Source organism: Lentilactobacillus rapi DSM 19907 = JCM 15042 (genome assembly GCF_001436255.1).
Taxonomy (GTDB): Bacteria; Bacillota; Bacilli; order Lactobacillales; family Lactobacillaceae; genus Lentilactobacillus; species Lentilactobacillus rapi.
Genome location: NZ_AZEI01000076.1, coordinates 178,237 through 195,201, shown reverse-complemented (window position 1 = coordinate 195,201; position 16,965 = coordinate 178,237). Strand labels below are relative to the sequence as shown.

At 42.6% G+C, this 16,965-nt stretch carries 13 protein-coding genes; 6 read left to right on the top strand and 7 right to left on the bottom strand.

The window, feature by feature from the left end; translation table 11 throughout:
• Positions 1–95: 95 nt before the first annotated feature.
• Positions 96–557, bottom strand: a complete 462-nt coding sequence (locus FD12_RS09090; RefSeq protein ID WP_054746631.1) for a hypothetical protein — start codon at positions 555–557, stop codon at positions 96–98.
• A 465-nt stretch (positions 558–1,022) separates the two neighbouring features.
• Positions 1,023–1,850 (bottom strand): Cof-type HAD-IIB family hydrolase, encoded by an 828-nt coding sequence (locus tag FD12_RS09085; protein WP_054746632.1) that lies wholly within the window; start codon positions 1,848–1,850, stop codon positions 1,023–1,025.
• 78 nt (positions 1,851–1,928) lie between these two features.
• Here FD12_RS09085 and FD12_RS09080 point away from each other — a divergent pair, with 78 nt between their 5' ends.
• A complete protein-coding gene (locus tag FD12_RS09080) occupies positions 1,929–3,293 on the top strand; it encodes an RsmF rRNA methyltransferase first C-terminal domain-containing protein (RefSeq protein WP_054746633.1) in 1,365 nt (454 codons plus the stop codon).
• Between the two features lie 201 nt (positions 3,294–3,494).
• Here the strand turns inward: FD12_RS09080 and fni are convergent, their stop codons facing one another.
• From fni to mvk, 4 genes are read right to left on the bottom strand one after another with little or no spacing between them, the layout of a single operon-like run.
• Positions 3,495–4,529: a type 2 isopentenyl-diphosphate Delta-isomerase gene (fni, locus tag FD12_RS09075; RefSeq protein ID WP_056982761.1), complete on the bottom strand. Its 1,035-nt coding sequence runs from the start codon at positions 4,527–4,529 to the stop codon at positions 3,495–3,497.
• A 3-nt stretch (positions 4,530–4,532) separates the two neighbouring features.
• Complete coding sequence (locus tag FD12_RS09070) at positions 4,533–5,618, bottom strand: phosphomevalonate kinase (RefSeq protein ID WP_056983119.1); 1,086 nt, start codon at positions 5,616–5,618, stop codon at positions 4,533–4,535.
• A 19-nt stretch (positions 5,619–5,637) separates the two neighbouring features.
• On the bottom strand, positions 5,638–6,624 hold the full coding sequence (gene mvaD, locus FD12_RS09065) for a diphosphomevalonate decarboxylase (RefSeq protein ID WP_056982759.1): 987 nt from the start codon (positions 6,622–6,624) through the stop codon (positions 5,638–5,640).
• Positions 6,605–7,582, bottom strand: a complete 978-nt coding sequence (gene mvk / locus FD12_RS09060; RefSeq protein ID WP_054746634.1) for a mevalonate kinase — start codon at positions 7,580–7,582, stop codon at positions 6,605–6,607. Before mvk ends, mvaD begins: the two co-directional genes overlap by 20 nt.
• 195 nt (positions 7,583–7,777) lie before the next feature.
• On the opposite strand from mvk, the gene FD12_RS09055 reads away from it, so the two are divergent.
• From FD12_RS09055 to FD12_RS09035, 5 genes are all read left to right on the top strand, one after another.
• The gene (locus tag FD12_RS09055) at positions 7,778–10,612 is read left to right on the top strand and encodes a helicase C-terminal domain-containing protein (protein ID WP_056982758.1); all 2,835 of its coding nucleotides are present in this window, start codon (positions 7,778–7,780) and stop codon (positions 10,610–10,612) included.
• Between the two features lie 185 nt (positions 10,613–10,797).
• Positions 10,798–11,184 carry a cell wall elongation regulator TseB-like domain-containing protein gene (locus FD12_RS09050; protein ID WP_225427235.1) on the top strand — a complete coding sequence of 129 codons (387 nt, stop codon included), beginning with the start codon at positions 10,798–10,800 and terminating at the stop codon, positions 11,182–11,184.
• Positions 11,185–11,205: 21 nt separating this feature from the next.
• Entirely contained in the window at positions 11,206–12,426 is a 1,221-nt protein-coding gene (locus FD12_RS09045; RefSeq protein WP_056982753.1) for a pyridoxal phosphate-dependent aminotransferase, read from the top strand.
• A complete protein-coding gene (gene asnS, locus FD12_RS09040) occupies positions 12,413–13,708 on the top strand; it encodes an asparagine--tRNA ligase (protein ID WP_056982750.1) in 1,296 nt (431 codons plus the stop codon). Before FD12_RS09045 ends, asnS begins: the two co-directional genes overlap by 14 nt.
• 36 nt (positions 13,709–13,744) lie before the next feature.
• A complete protein-coding gene (locus FD12_RS09035) occupies positions 13,745–14,452 on the top strand; it encodes a DnaD domain-containing protein (RefSeq protein ID WP_056982748.1) in 708 nt (235 codons plus the stop codon).
• Positions 14,453–14,627: 175 nt separating this feature from the next.
• Here the strand turns inward: FD12_RS09035 and FD12_RS09030 are convergent, their stop codons facing one another.
• Positions 14,628–16,955 (bottom strand): PBP1A family penicillin-binding protein, encoded by a 2,328-nt coding sequence (locus FD12_RS09030; RefSeq protein ID WP_054746635.1) that lies wholly within the window; start codon positions 16,953–16,955, stop codon positions 14,628–14,630.
• Positions 16,956–16,965: the final 10 nt, after the last annotated feature.

Genomic DNA, 16,965 nt, shown 5'->3' with positions numbered 1-16,965 from the left:
GTCCTTTTCGTTAAATTCTGAGATCAAAATGCCTATCCCAGTTTCTTCTTGTTTTGTTAACATCTGAGATTAAGCTGCCGATTATCCCAGCCGGTTCAACTCCTCAGTCGATATTCGAACCACAACTTATCTTCATAGGGCTTCAAAATCTCTTCCAGTTTTGTTCGAACAACATTAATTCTCAAATCAGCAGCTAAAATAATCGCACAGATAAATAACATGGAAATTTCAATTGCAACTAATCCCCAATTTTGCCTCGCAGTAAACAGCAGCCATTGTTCAATTGCCAATAAAAGAAGCATTGAGCCAGTTTTGCTGGCTAAAAAGTACCAACGCTTAATGACTCGAACCTTTTTGGTGGCTAGTCGACGTGTTTCTGGGGACAAATTAGGTGCGCCCGATAGTGCAACCTGAAGTCCGGCAGCATCTTTTTTCAGCAATTGAGATACGTACTTTGATGTTTTACCAATGTTACGCATGGCAAAGAAGTCACCGAACCATAATCCGATTAGCATGTAAATAAACGCGAAATCTGATATTTTTAGCAAATCATTCATGGCCATCCCTCCAGTTCTCGGTATTCCTTGAAACTTTCAAAATTATGACGTAAAAATAACCTGAACTTGATTTCTAGTCAATGGTCTTTCAATCAACAAAAGTATAAAACCATCACTCGTTTTTGGGTATAAATATGCTTAGAAATTTTTTAGTGGAATCTAATGGTAAATTAATTGATAGAGTTTTACCGATGAACCAGCTCATAAAAATGGGATTGTTAACCGTTAGTTTCCAAAGTATCAGTGGGTTTGTCCAGATATTCTGGATTTGGCTGCGATGGTCTGAGTGGAGGGCTTCAAAGTGCCTATTCGTGGTGGACTTACTGCCATGTACGCAAATAGCGCAAGCATTCAAAAAATAGAATGACCGCGCTATTTGCGTAATCTTTGGAATTATATTGCTGTCTAAATTATCAATAAAATTTGATCCTTGATGCCCTTTTTATCAACGGTTACTAATGGTAATTATTGGTTGACTGCCAAATCTAAATGTTCTTGTAAATAACGGGCAACGCCGTCGTTCTCATTCGTGTACTCCGTGACGTCGTCCGCCAATTCTTTAATTTGTGAGTTGGCATTTTTCATGGCGACGCCTGTTCCAGCAAACGCCATCATGGTAGCGTCGTTGCTTTCGTCACCGAACGCAATAATATCGCGTTGCAAGATGCCATAATAATCAGCTAGAAATTTGAGGCCAGTTGACTTGTGGACGCCTTTTGTTGCGATTTCGACGATGGGATGGGGGCCACCCCAAGGCGATACTTCTACTTGGTCGCCAAATTGATTCTTAATGAAATCAATCAAGCCAGCCTTTAACTCGGGCTTAACTTCAACGGTGATGCTGATTGGGTTGTCTTTTAAGCTTTGCTGACTCAGAATTTGGTTGGTTTTCAAAGTGCTCGGGAAGAAGCCAAAGCCACTTTTCAGCCCGTGATTGGCTAAAAATAGATTCCGCCCTTCTACAGCAATTAATGACAGGCCAAGTTCTTGGCTCTTTTCAAGCAGCTCCATCACAATTTCTTTGTCGATTGTGTACTGATATTCGCGAGGCCACTGTTGATGTGGTAAAATGCCAAGGTTACCATTAAAATTAATCATTGGTGTATTTAAATTAAGTTCATCATAAAAGTTTTCAGATATTCGGTTAGGACGACCAGTAACCAGACTCACAACACAACCGGCTTTAACTGCCTGATTGATTGTTGTTTTGGTTTGAGGGCTGATTTTGCCGTCGTTATTCAACGTCGTCCCATCTAAATCAAGCGCAATTAGTTTCTTTGTAATGATGCTCACTCCTTTAATTACGTATTGCTTTATGTTATCTGATTATTAATACTTCGTCAATCATTGACACCGAAAAGGAAGATAAGAATGGATTTACCTACTGACTTTATTAACAAGTATCAAAAATTAATGGGCAAGCCGGAAGCTGACAAATTTATTGCAAGTTTCTCAGAACCGGCTAATCACGGTTTCCGACTCAATCCATTAAAGAATGTGAAGCCTAAAGATTTGGATTATCGTTATCCGACCGACCATTGCCAATTTGGGTACCGCGGAACTGTTAGCGGAAAAAGCATTGGCCACCAAGCAGGGGCAGTTTATAGTCAAGAACCCAGCGCTATGTATGTTGGGGAAGTTGCTCATCCCCAACCGAATGAAAAAGTGCTTGATTTATGCGCGGCGCCGGGTGGAAAAACAACTCACTTGGGCAGTTATTTGCAGAATACAGGATTGCTTGTTGCCAACGAAATTGATTCCAAACGGGCGAAAGTCCTCGTTGAGAATGTCGAACGCTTTTCGTTTACCAATACGATTGTCACGAACACTAATCCCGATGCTTTGGCTGAAAAGTTGCCTGGTTATTTTGATCGATTGTTGGTGGATGCGCCGTGTTCGGGGGAAGGAATGTTTCGTAAGGATCCTGACGCTGTCCAATATTGGAACAAGGATTATCCAACAGAATGTGCAACCCGCCAGCGAACAATTTTAGCCGCTGCCGTTAAGAATTTGCGGCCTGGCGGGGAGCTTATTTATTCAACTTGCACCTTCGCCCCAGAAGAAGACGAACAAATCATTTCTTGGTTAGTCACCAATTATGATTTCGAAATTTTACCAGTCAAGAAATATCCGGGGATGGACTCTGGAATTCCAGAGTGGGCCGATGGTAACGAAGCATTACGGAACTGTGTCCGAATTTTCCCCCATCATTTTAAGGGGGAAGGGCACTTCATTGCGAAGTTAAGAAAGTTGGGCAACCCCGTCGACAAGGAGACGCGTGATCGTCCTGTTAAGATTAGTCGGAATATTTCTGATCTATCCCGTGATCAGCAGCAACTCTGGCAGGCGTTTAAGAAAGAAACGCTGAACTCGGTTTCATTTGGTCGGTTGGTTAGCTTTAAAGATGACTTATATGCTGTTCCGGAAATCACGCCTAATTTAGATGGCATTAAAATTGTGCGGTTAGGATTGAAATTGGGGACGTTCAAAAAGAAGCGGTTTGAACCCAGCTATGCACTTGCCCTGGCATTGAAACCGGGCGAGTTAAAACACACCATTAACATTAATGATGAAGATTGGGCTAAATACGTTCATGGTGATACTTTCCAAGTTGATCGAGAATTAATGAAGGGATGGTATCAAATCGTGTGTGAGAGCCTCCCAGTTGGGTTTGTAAAGGTTGTGAATGGGACCGCCAAGAATTTCTTTCCTAAGGGGTTAAGATTTAACGTATAACAGAACAATCTAAAATACGGACGATAGACGGTTTGAGCCTAGAATTTTAGCCAAAAGAAGCAATGCATTCTGATTTTTGGAATGCATTGCTTCTTTGGTTTAAATGGCAGGAATCAGCCATTTGTCGCAAGTTCTATCAGTATCAAAATGTGAAACCAACTTGCATTGATAAATCCTTTGCCGCTTGTTGTTAGCTTGTTTTTAGTAGCTGAGATGTCGTTGTTGCATATATGACATCAATTGAGGGGATAAAATCATTTTTTTGCTTTTTAACTCACTAATCGTGTGACAATTTTGCATTAACATGATTGCTTTTAAACCGTATTTCCAGTTATTGATGGTCTCAATAACTTCTTGTTTGTCATGTTTGATAACCTGATTAAGAAAATAACCGGCAACGCCAACTGCTGAACTTCCCAGCGCAAGGCACTTAGCAACATCTAGTGGCGACTTAATGCCCCCAGAGGCAATCATTGTTGCTTGATTCTGGAATTGCCGGCTTTCCAATAAGGATTCTGTCGTCGTTAATCCCCAGTTTTCAAGGTAACCCATATCTTTTGAATGCCGGCGAAAATTTTCAATCTTGGCAAAATCCGTTCCGCCACGACCACTGACGTTGATATATTTAACACCCATATTGATTAATTGATGAATCGTTTCTTGACTAATCCCGAAGCCAACTTCTTTAACGATGACCGGAACTTGAAGTTTGGCGATGATTTCAGCAATGTTTTCAGTAAAATGAAATTCTCGATCTCCCTCAGGCATAATCAACTCTTGGGCCGTATTAATGTGAACTTCTAGAGCGTCCGCTGAAATCATCTTGACTGCAGCTAATGCATCTGTAACGGAACGATTAGCACCAATATTGGCAAAGATGGGGCCGTCCGGATTCACTTGGCGGACAATCTTAAATGTATCCCTTAAAGATGGATCACTCAATGCCACACTTTGAGACCCGACTGCCATTGCAATACCGGTTTGAGCGGCAATGGCAGCAAGAGTGGCATTAATTTTTTTGGTATATTCGCTGCCGCCAGAAATTGCCTCCAAATAAAATGGGGTTGGTAATTTGACGGGTCCAAGGTGCGTTGATAAATTAATCTCATCAAGAGAAACACTTGGCAGTCCAGCATTGACAAAACGGAGGTCATCAAAAGAATCGACATCATCCCGATAAAATTTCTCGGCTAATGAAACGTGTTCATCTTTTCGATGTGAGTGTTTTGAAATCATAATTTACTCCTTATTCAGGTCGATAACCGGGTGCACATTGAGTGCGAGCCGGGTGATGCCGTTTTCTTTCCAGCGCTCGATCATTGAATCGACATTGACTTGCTTATCGATTACAACGATCCCACAATCACCACCACCGGCACCAGAGGACTTAGCAGCAGCGGTATTTTCCACAGCAATGTCGCACATCTTTTTTAAAGTTGGGGTTTCAATTGCAACTTTGGTAAAGTCTGCAAGTTGCTGCAAAATTTCCCGGTTGCGTTTAATTCCCGCCTTGATGCGTTCCAAGCTGCCATCCTTAAATCCTTGGATTAAGTCTTCAAGGCAGTTTTTGCTGTCCCGAAGGAATTCGGCATAAATTTGGTGTTGCCGACTTTTCTGAATGGCCACCTTATCAACCAAGTGAGAGGTTGATGCTGGCGTTCCGGTCCAGCCGATAATCAATCGAAGGTTATCAGGTTGGGTTAATTGGGTGATCTTTAAAGATGGCCAAGGCTGGTTAACCAATTCAGTTAAACTTTGTTGGGTCCGAGCAGCCAATAACCAATCACGGTCAAATGACCAGTAGGCAATCCAACCGCCGTATACACTGGCGGCAATGTCGCCTAATGAACCATTACCTTGAACGTCTAAATGGGCAATTGCGGATAATTTAAACAATTGGCTCTTGGTCAGTGGCAATTTGTAAAATTGACATAGGCCTTTAACCGTTGCAACGGTCACGGCAGCTGATGAACCCAAGCCGTATTTTTTACCGTTTGGGCTATCAAGATCGCTATTGACTCGTAGATCATAAAGCTCCATCGGCCGGCCGAGTGCTTGGGCATATTCCTCAGTCAGGCGGATGGCTGAAATTATGTAATTAAAGGTATTATCACGATTATCCAAGATCATTTGGTCACCTTGACGACGCCAAAGAACTGAATCATCACGATATTGTTTGGAAACGATACTGCCATAAGATTTGCTCTGAGAAATTTCTACGGTTACAAATTGGTTCAATGCCACAATAATAGAAGGGTAGCCAGTCTCGACCACCGCATATTCTCCTGCAATGTATAATTTTCCTGGAGCTTTGACCGTAATCAACCGATCATTTCCTTTCTGGTTATAAATATTGAACACCGGGACCCGCTTTCAACGTGGTGACTCGTTTTGGTCCCAGTAGTTTAGTAAATGCGTCCACGATCTGCGGTTTGTTTGCTTGCTGGCAGATGACTTTAACGTTTGGGCCGGCATCGATCGTATAGTAGCATTCAATGCCTTGATGTCTTAAACGCTTTACGAGGTTCATGGCCGTTAGGGTCTCGCCGTTGAAATACATAAAATCCGGTGCCGCACTGAGCGTCAAAGCATGCATTCGCATCGCATTCAATTCGCTGATCGTCCCAAACTTGGTAAAATCGTTTGCAGCGATTGCCAACTTGATATCTACCAAATCATTTTGAGCAACATTGACCCAAGTCGGATAGTAGGGGGAAGTGGTGACTGATCGATTCATGCCTTCCCGACTGGAAATCGATTTCGGCTTACTTTCAACGGTGAGGGCAATGACTGAAATGTCCTTCAAGCCAGTCTGCTGAAGGGGGGAAGCGTATGAATCTGTGTCATCATGGCCACGTTGCCATTCAACAAAGCCACCAAAAATGGAACGGCAAGCTGAGCCTGAACCCCGGCGGGCAAGTCGGGAAAGATCTTTTGATGCCAATTGAAGCCCGGCTGCTCTGCTGGCGGCTGCAGCCAACGCAGCAAATGCGGACGCAGAGGAAGCCAACCCGGCGGCAATTGGTACGTGATTAAGGGATATCACCTCGGCGGCGGCATTGATTCCGGCAAGCTGGCGAACCACGGTTAGAAAATCATGGACCCGCTGCCAACTTTTCCCCGAAACAGCGGCACCGTCGATCTCAACTTTGTCTGCTGACAGTGATTGATCAAATCGAACTGAAGTTTCTGTATAAAATTGGTCAAGGGTCAGTGATAAGCTACTCGTGTAAGGAATGATGAGCTGCTCATCTTTTTTCCCCCAATATTTAATCAGGGCAATGTTGGTATGGGCTAAGGCCCTCACTGGATCATTTGACAAGGTTGTCATGACGTTCTCCCGTAGAAAATTCGTAATTTTTGAATGATTGGATCCAAGTTTGAGTTGCACCGGCTTGGCGAAGCTTGGTGGAAATTACTTGGGCATCCCGTTGATTGCGGGCCAAAGCGATCATACAGCCGCCGAGACCGCTGCCAGTAAGCTTGGCACCGAGAGCCTTATTAGCGACTGCAATTTGGCAAAATTTATCGAGCGTCTTGGTGCTAACACCCAATTGTGCAAGGTTCAACTGGCTGTGGTTCATTAATGTTCCTAGTAATTCTTCATCTGAATCGGCCAACGCATCTCTGGCTGTATTGGCAATTTGTCCGAGTTGATCGATCATTGGAATGGCCATTTCGGCGTCTTCGACAACGTTGTTATGAACCAATGAAACTGCCTCGCTGGTTTTACCTTTAAGACCACTGTCGGCGATAACCAGGCACAGGTCAGAACTATGAAATTCAATTTGCTCATTAATTTGATTTTTAATAAACCAAATGGGTGCTTCCGAACTAGCCGTTGCAGCATCCAAACCACTTGGATTGCCATGCGTAATTTTTTCCTCAATATCAGCTAATTCCAGTAATTTTGCTCGAGTCAGTGGCTTTTCGAAAAGGTTAAAAAAGCCGCGAACCAGTGCCACTGCAGTAGCTGCAGACGAGCCCATTCCCCGTTCTGAAGGAACTTTGCTGGTGATTGAGAGTTCAAATGGTAGATCAGGCGCATGAAATCGGCTTAATAGCCGTTGAATTAAGACGCCAACGCCTTTGAGGTTGTCGTTCATTTCAGAAATCGGTCCATCGAAGTATCTGCAATGGATTGTTTGCCCGATGGCCGTTAATCTGATGGCGACATTTACATCAACCGAATAGAGGGGAATGGCAATGGCCGGCTTTCCATAAACCACACTATGTTCCCCGAAAAAAATAATTTTTGCATAACTTGTGCCGGTTGCTTTTTCTTTCAATCTTTATCCGCTCACTTTCAAACATTCCAATTTTATCATAATTAACCGTTGGAAGAAGCTTTTCATCATATTTTTAGAGTTTTATAAAAATTAGAAGTCATTTTATGTGGTAGATTATCACATTGAGCTTGTAGTATTATTAAAGTTAGTGAACCTTTAAGAAAAATCACGATATTCATGAGATTGGTGAACACTATGAATTCAAAAACAACTTTCGCAGTTGTTGACATTGAAACGACCGGGACTGACCTAGCAGCAGATAACCGGACCATCCAATTCAGCTGCTGTTTGGTTTCAGACAATAAAATAATTGATACCTTCGTGACCGACATTAATCCGCAGTGCGAGGTTCCCAACCGGATTGTCCAGTTAACGGGAATTGACAATGATCGCTTAAAAAAGGCCCCAACGTTTGATCAAGTAGCTGCTAAACTTTATGGTTTGTTGAGCGGGACTGTGTTTGTGGCGCATAACGTTAATTTTGATTTCCCATTTTTAAATGCTGAATTCCAGCGGGTGGGATATCCCGAACTTCAAATTGAAGCGATTGATACGGTTACGTTAAGTCAGATTCTCTTGCCAACGTTGTCAAGTTATCGTCTGCAGGACCTCAGTGCCTACTTTAATATTGAGCATGACCATCCCCACACGGCTGACAGCGATGCTTTGGCAACCGCCAAATTATTACTCATTTTATTGCGGCAAATTAAAGAATTGCCAAGTATTACTTTGGAACAGATCGTTAATGTCAGTCCGTCATTGCCACAGGATACACTGAAAGTCTTTCTGGACGCAAACGAAGTGAATCAAAAGAACTCCCGAAAACGGGAACTGCCTGCATACTTAAAATTGTCATCCGGGCTGGTGATTCGCCGGCGGGAAGTTGCTGACAACGTGGATGTCCGCCAGCCGGGGGCAAAATACCCCAAAACCCGCAAAGCTAAATCCAAAGTATTGCCTGATCAATTGGAATCACGGCTTGAGCAAAACAAGATGATGAACTTGATCTACAACAATTACGCGGACCAGGCTCATCATTCAGCTAAGACAATGGTGATCGAAGCCCCGACTGGAATTGGTAAAAGTTTAGGCTATTGTTTGCCATTTTCATACCTTGCAACTCCTAAGAAGCCGGTTGTGATCAGCACGTCGACCACTTATTTACAATTTCAATTACAAAACCAAACACTGCCAATGCTGAACCAAGAACTGCCCTTTAACGTTCGCAGCGTCACTTTGAAAGGATCCAGACATTATTTGGATCTCTATAAATTCCGAAATCTCTTATTTGTGCCGGATAATTCGAATCAAACCCCATTTATCAAAGCCCAGATGCTCGTTTGGCTGACGATTACCACAACAGGTGATTTAGATGAATTGCATTTGAATGTTGACCAGACGCCATTTGTTTGGAAAATTCAGCACACCGGCGTGAAGTGGTTGGATCCCAATGAACCCTTTTACCAAGATGATTTTCTCCGTTACAATTTGCGCCGAGCCGAAACGGCTGAGTTTGTTATTGTTAACCACACGTATTTGATTAAAAATTGGCAGTATTTTAAAGCCTTACCAGCTAAACCGTATCTTTTGATTGACGAGACCCAGCAATTTGCTGAGACGGCGATCCGAAATAATCAAGAAAAGATTAAACCTTTATCGCTAATTTCGGCAATCAATAAGATTCTTGCCAGTATTAACCAAAGCCACGGCGAGAATATTCGCGATATCGTTGCCAGCAATGCCATCTTGGGCGACTTGACCGATCAACTGGAAAGCCAGCTTGAAGCAATTAAAGAACTGGTGAATGCGATCATTCGTACCTTTTATGATCAAGTTGTTAATCACAAAAAGCTTCATCGCAACGTTGATTTTTTTGAACGATTAATTCCGATTACTGAAATGAAGGATGCAACTAAAGCCAATCAAGCATTGATTCAGCGGCTCCGGGGATTGAAAGATCATACTGATGATCTGTTGGTTAAGCTGAATCGAGAAGTTGATAATACTTCAGATTCATTTACCAATCAGGATTTTATGGCGATCTATTCGTTCTTTGAGAATTATAATGATTTTAATGATCGACTCGCTCAGATGTTAGAAATTATCGATGTCGATGATCATTCCATTGAACAGCATGTCACTTGGATTACGATTAACCATGCGAAAGACGTGAATAGTTTGAATTTGAACCGGGGAATCTTAAAGACTGAAGACTATTTGAATGATCACATTTATTCCTCGTTTGAACCGACGACCTTCACGGGAGCAACTATTTTCTCATCACGACGCTCCCAGTTTATTTATGATTTACTGGGAATTGACCGGCAAAAATCTGCGGTTAAACGGCTAAAAAGTGATTTTAACCCGGCTGATCAAGCACGACTTTACTTGGTCACAGGTGAGAACGATGGGAAGTTTGCGACTAACTCGGATACCTATTTGCAGCAAACTGCCAACAATATTGAAGCAATTTATCGAAAAGGGCCCCGGCAAACCTTGGTGCTGTTCAATTCGTTGAACGCAATTGAACGCACTTACCGAATGCTTCAAGAAAGTGGCTTCACAGCTAATCACTTTGTCTTGGCTCAGGGGGTTCATGGGACTGCCACTAAGATCAGCAAGCAATTTGTTCATCACGAACCGGCAATCTTACTTGGAGCAAATACTTTCTGGCAGGGAGTTGATTTTCCAAGGCATTTGCTTGAAAATTTGGTGGTGGCTCAACTGCCATTTGACACACCGGCAGATCCTTATAACCATGCTTTGTATTCGATCGAACGCAGTAAGGGTAAAAATCCATTTTACAGTATCACGCTGCCAAAAGCGACGTTACGGCTGCGACAAGGCATGGGACGACTACTGCGTACCAGGGATGATTTTGGGACGATCTTTATCCTTGATCCACGACTATTGACGAAACGTTACGGTAGTATCGTTCTTGCCAATTTACGCAATGAGATCCCAATTGTGAGGGGCGATATCAATGAATGCATTGCCGATATGGTTAAATTTTTCGAAAGCAAGGCCTAGAACGTCTCAAATAGTGCGGTTATTTGCTATAATAAATAACAATACTGATGTGAAAGGAAAACATTATGCAAAGGCAGCGTCGCATTAAAAAACAATCAAAAGTAAAAGTGTCATGGATTGTCACATCTGTTATTCTGGTCCTGCTTTTCTCCGTTTTTATTATTTTTCACCAAGCTGAAAAACCGATGAGGACTGCGAGAAGCCAAACAGTATCGATGGCTAAGAAGTACGCCGGGTTGACGACGGTGAGCTCGTTTTATTCGTCTAATCTGAATAAAACGTACTATTCGGTCGCTGGAACTGATAATAAGGGCAAAAAGATTTATGTCATTATTGCCAAGAAAGGCGGAACAATCACTGTGGTCAACCAAAGCAGCGGCTTATCCGTTGATGCGATTCGAAATGTTGTCCAAGAGAAGAAATCTCCGAAAAAAATCAATAGTATTAGTTTGACACTTATCAAGGGTAAACCATATTGGGTGGTCAGCTATTTAAATTCCAGCAACAATTTGTGCTTTGCCACGTTGAATTTCAAAACCGGCAATGTCTATCGATCAATTAACAACATCTAAACTAACTGAAGGGAAATTAATATGAAATTTTCAAAACGGATCAAGCACATCACCCCCTCTGCAACAATTGGGGTCTCGAATCGGGCTAAACAAATGGTTCGAAACGGGATTGATGTGATCAATCTCAGTATTGGTGAGCCAGACTTCAAAACCCCCACCGTGATCACTGATGAGGCAATCGAAGCCATTCGAACTGGAAAAACCAGTTTTTATACGCCGGCTAGTGGATTAGATGACCTCAAGCAAGCCGCCGCTGATCGGACCAATATTGATTATGGGACCAACTATTCATCCGACCAAATTAGTATCACTTGTGGTGCTAAAACCGCTTTGTATGCTTTGATGCAGGTATTGGTTGACCCAGGCGATGAAGTTTTGATGCCTAAACCCAGCTGGGTGAGCTATCAAGAGCAGGTTATTTTGGCTGGTGGCAAACCTGTGATGGTTGAAACCAACGATCATTTCAAAATTTCCCCAGAAACTTTGGATTGTGTAGTTAATGCCCATTCAAAGCTGTTGGTGATTAACACGCCGCAGAATCCCACAGGAACCATCTATTCGAGCAACGAGCTGGAAGACATCGGCAATTGGGCAGTTAATCACGGGATCGTGATTATTTCTGATGATATTTATGGCAAATTAATTTATAATAATAACCGGTTTTATTCCCCAATCCAATTAGGTGGTCGGATTGCCCAATCAACCATTTTAGTGAACGGGGTTTCAAAGGCTTATTCAATGACTGGTTGGCGGATAGGCTATATTGCCGGGTCAACTGAGTTAATCTCACAGGTCAATTCCGTGTTATCCCACATGACAGGAAATCCTGCAACAGTTAGTCAATATGCAGCAATCACCGCGCTTCAATCAGATCAAGCGGATGTTGAAAATATGCGGCAATCGTTTGAGGACCGCCTCAATACCGTGTATCCATTAGTCAACGAAATCCCTGGCTTTGAAGTTGCTGAAAAGCCACAGGGAGCTTTTTATCTGTTTCCAAAGGTCATTGACGCTATGCGGTTAGTTGGGGTGACAAGTTCCGAACAACTCGTCGCTTGTTTATTGAATGAGGCCCACGTTGCGGTCGTGGATGGTTCTGCATTTGGAATGCCTGGTTATTTACGAATCAGTTATGCAACCAGCTTGAATGATTTGAAGATTGGCATTACCAGAATTAAAGCATTTATGGATCAATATTTAGAGAAAGAGTTGTCTGGAGGAATTAGTAGTGAAGCAGATTAGTATGGTCGATGCACCCAAGTATGTGAACGAAAAAGTGAAGATGGGCGTTTGGCTCACCAATAAACGATCTAGTGGAAAGATTGCGTTTCTGCAATTACGGGATGGAACTGCGTTTTTCCAAGGGGTTGTGGTTAAGAACAATGTTTCTCCTGAAACTTTTGAAATAGCCAAGGAAGTTAAACAGGAAACCAGTATGTGGATTACTGGGATTATTCATGAAGATAGCCGCTCAAAGTTTGGTTACGAGATCGAAGTTGAAACAATTGAAGTGGTTTCTGAAACCCACGATTATCCCATCACGCCTAAGGAACACGGGGTTGATTTTTTGATGGATCATCGTCATCTTTGGTTGCGGTCCAGCCGCCCAAACGCTGTGATGCGGATTCGAAATGAAGTGATCAAGGCCAGTTATGACTTTTTCTACAATGAGGGCTTCGTTAAAATTGATGCGCCGATCTTGACTGGTAGCGCACCTGAAGGCACCACAACTTTATTCCATACCGAGTATTTTGATCGGGATGCTTATCTATCCCAAAGTGGCCAGTTATATGAAGAGGCCGGTGCTGAGGCATTTGGTAAGGTGTTTTCATTTGGACCTACATTTAGAGCTGAAAAGTCCAAAACACGGCGTCATTTAATTGAATTCTGGATGATTGAACCCGAAATGGCCTTTATGCATCAAGAACAAAGCTTGGAGATTCAAGAACGGTACATTGCTTATTTGGTTACCCGAGTGATCGAAAATTGTAAGCATGAGCTGCAAACACTTGATCGTGATATCGACACCCTTAAGAAGTATACAGTCCTTCCTTATCCAAGAATTAGTTATGATGAGGCAATTGATATGCTTAAAAAGGGTGGTTTCGACCTTGAATGGGGCGTTGACTTTGGATCACCGGAAGAAACTTACCTGGCCGACCAATTCAACCAACCTGTATTTGTGTTGAATTATCCTAAAGCCATTAAGGCGTTTTATATGAAGCCGCATCCAACCAGGGATGATGTCGTGATCTGTGCTGACTTATTAGCACCTGAAGGTTATGGCGAGATCATTGGTGGTTCAGAACGGGCAACCGATTATGATTATTTGTATGATCAAATTGTTAAACACGATCTTGATCCGAAAGAGTATTCCTGGTATTTGGATCTTCGAAAATACGGAAGTGTTCCTCACGCTGGATTCGGGCTTGGCCTCGAGCGCTGCCTGACCTGGTTAACTGGCGAGGATCATGTTCGAGAAGCCATTCCATTCCCAAGATTGTTGAACCGGATTTACCCATAAATTAGAATTTGTTAAATTGAGAGTGAGGTAATTTGATTGGATGATTACGCACGCGAACTTCTCAACGAGGGTCAAACAACCGTTAATAACGATCTGTTAAAAAATTATCGCCGAATTGGCCTTAGCAATGAAGAACTACTGATATATCTGTTAATAAAGGGAAATCATGACTTAATTGTTCCAATGCCTGAAATTGGTGATTTACAACGACAGACGGGGTTGAGCGAACAGCAGCTTTTTAACTTGTTTCACCAAATGATCGAGAAAAAGTTGGCTGCTATTACCCAATTAAGCATTGAAGGTCAAAAAGTCGATGCTTATGACTTCACGCAGATGTATGACAAATTGGGGATTCTTAAGTCAGCTGAACATGAGCAAGATCAGCAAACCGCTCAACCTGTTAAAGTAAACGAGCGGCAAGCCGTTTTTGAAAGCATCGAGAAAGAATTTGGTCGAACGCTATCACCTCTGGAGATGGAAACGATTAGTCAATGGCTGGATATAGACCATTACACCCCAGAAATCATTCAATTAGCTTTAAAAGAGGCAGTTTTAAGTCAAGTTTACAACCTGAAATATATGGACCGAATTTTGGTGAGCTGGGAGAAAAAGAACCTAAGGTCACCTCAACAGGTAGAAGCCTATCAGCATCAACGTAAATCAGCTGATAATGAGGCCCCGGCCAGATACAAAGGACCCAAAATTCCGTTTATTGATTTGTCTGGAAATTCCGAACAAAAATAATCCGTTTATTAGATTTTAAAACTGGGACATTTTACAGTTTGATCCCGGAATTTGATGAAAAGGGCAACCATTCCTGTTTTCTTGGAATGGTTGTCCTTTTTCGGAACTAATTCGCATGCATTTAGACAAAAATAACGCCAAGGCAAACAGCACCTTGGCGTAGAGACAATCTTTTCTATGGATTGGTTTGATTTCCGTTCGTATCAGTTCCGGCATTATTATCTGGGGTTGTATTGTTATCAGTATTATTGCTGGTATCACTACTACCGCCAGCACTTGAATCTGAAGATGCCGAAGATGAATTGGCATTATCATTTCCAGAGCCGTCACCGCTTGGTTCCTGAGTTGTTGGTGTTTCAGACGATTCAGTTGTTCGGTCACTTCGTTCTGAGCTTTCGTTACTTCGTGGCTGTGTAACAGTGGTGTTGCTGGAATCGCTGCCCCGGTCGACCGTGTAACCACTAGTTGTCTGACTTGAACTATTGTCCGCAACTGTGCCCGGATAGCCAGCAACATAATATTCAGTTTGACCGCCACGGGTGGTTGCCACAACATCGTCCGGCTTGGTCCAATCAGTATTTGGTTTATCTTGTGAGATATAACTCATAACTGATTTATAGATCTGCTGGGCAATCGTTGTTTCTGTTGGTGAAATATAGGAGTTGGCTTTGAATTGATGATCATATCCAGTCCAAATCGCGAGTGAATAATTTTTGGTAAATCCAGAGAACCACGAATCCATTGACGAATCTGAAGGAACTTGGTTAATGTAGTCGTCAGGATATTGCGTAGTACCAGTTTTCCCGGCTTCAAATAATCCAGAGACTTTAGCGGCGGTTCCAGACCCATTTGAATCTGTCATAACCCCTTTGAGCATATTCGTGATCATGAATGCAGTGGCAGGGGACATCGCCCGTTTGCCCTGACTGTGGTACTTGTGAGTAACGCCATTGACTTGGGTTACTTTTCGGATCAGGTAGGGTTTATAATACGTTCCACCGTTTGAGAAAGCTGCATAGGAAGCCGCTAACTGTTCTGATGAGATATACAGGCCAATCCCGTTTTGAAGTTCAAGTGGTTTACTGAATGACATTCCCAAATTTTTGAGGAATTTAGTCGCTCGAGGGACGCCGACATTTTCCAAAGTACGGATTGCCGGAATATTCCGCGATTCAACTAATGCTTTTCGCATCGTGATTGTTCCTTGGTATTTATTATCAAAGTCCATCACAGATTTGTCAGAGCCGGCATAAGTGTACGGGGTATCTTTGACCGGTTGATAGGTCGGATACTTAAGGTACTGGATTGCAGGACCATAATCCATAATTGGCTTGGCAGTTGAGCCTGAGGATCGGCCGGTTTGAACGGCTCGGTTTAACCCGAAAGCGACTTTAATTTTTCTACCACCTTGCATGGCAAGGACTTTACCATTGTTGGGATTGACTAAGGTTGCCCCAAGCTGGAATCGATTACTTGGATAAACAATTCCTGAAGAGGTGCCATTTGCGACATTGTACAGCTTCTTTTGGGCATTTAAGTCTAAATTCGTGTAAACTTTCAAGCCACTATTTGTTTTGTAGCCTTTATCATGAAGCTCTTCTATTGTCTGTTTGAGATAGGAATCGATATATTTGGACGTTTTTTCAGAAGTTTTGGCTTTGGCATGTGTTTTTGACAGGTTGCGTTGAACGCTGATGTTCTTTGCATTTTGTGCCTGTTGTTCCGTGATCACTTTGTTTTTAACCATTGCATTGAGGACTTCATTACGTCGTTCAGTCGCGTATTTTGGATACTTATAAGGATTGTATAGGGTCGGGGACTGTGGCATCCCGGCTAACATGGCAAATTCTGGTAATGTCAGGTGATCAAGAGTCTTATTATAATAGAACTCAGCCGCCGTTTGCATCCCATAGACGCCATTGCCCATATACACTTTATTAATATAGAATTCTAAGATTTGACTCTTGGAATAGTGTCGTTCAACTTTAATGGCCAGCCAAGCTTCTTGGGCTTTTCGCTTTAAAGTTCGATCACTGGCAGCAGTTGAAAAGACTGATAATTTAACTAATTGTTGGGTTAACGTACTGCCACCTTGAAGACCCAGGGAAGACCCGGTAACGTTTGAAATGGCAGCCCCCATAATTCTAATCGGGTCAACACCACCATGTTTGTAAAATCGGCGGTCCTCAATTGAAACGACAGCTTGCTTCAGTGTTTTTGGAATTTTCTTGGATTTCACGTAATCCCGGTTTTGACTGCCCAATCTGGAAATTACATGACCATTTGCATCATAAAACTTGGTCGAATTATCACTTGAAAGGGCAGAACGGGTAATCTGTGGGGCACTGGATGCGTAAAAAGTAAACAAACCCGCACCGAACAAAATGATCAGGCCGAAGAAAATTAAAAGATACTTTAAAATTCTTTTAAACGGTCCTTTTTTCTTGGTAAACTGGCGTCCGCGTCGACGTTCGGCACGAGACTTAGGACTATTCTGTGACATAGAGTTCTCC

Bases quoted from the DNA above. Each gene is read 5' to 3' on its own strand.
- FD12_RS09090 (WP_054746631.1), bottom strand. From the start codon at position 557: ATGAATGATTTGCTAAAAATATCAGATTTCGCGTTTATTTACATGCTA.
- FD12_RS09080 (WP_054746633.1), top strand. From the start codon at position 1,929: ATGGATTTACCTACTGACTTTATTAACAAGTATCAAAAATTAATGGGC.
- fni (WP_056982761.1), bottom strand. From the start codon at position 4,529: ATGATTTCAAAACACTCACATCGAAAAGATGAACACGTTTCATTAGCC.
- mvaD (WP_056982759.1), bottom strand. From the start codon at position 6,624: ATGACAACCTTGTCAAATGATCCAGTGAGGGCCTTAGCCCATACCAAC.
- FD12_RS09055 (WP_056982758.1), top strand. From the start codon at position 7,778: ATGAATTCAAAAACAACTTTCGCAGTTGTTGACATTGAAACGACCGGG.
- FD12_RS09050 (WP_225427235.1), top strand. From the start codon at position 10,798: ATGAGGACTGCGAGAAGCCAAACAGTATCGATGGCTAAGAAGTACGCC.
- FD12_RS09045 (WP_056982753.1), top strand. From the start codon at position 11,206: ATGAAATTTTCAAAACGGATCAAGCACATCACCCCCTCTGCAACAATT.
- FD12_RS09030 (WP_054746635.1), bottom strand. From the start codon at position 16,955: ATGTCACAGAATAGTCCTAAGTCTCGTGCCGAACGTCGACGCGGACGC.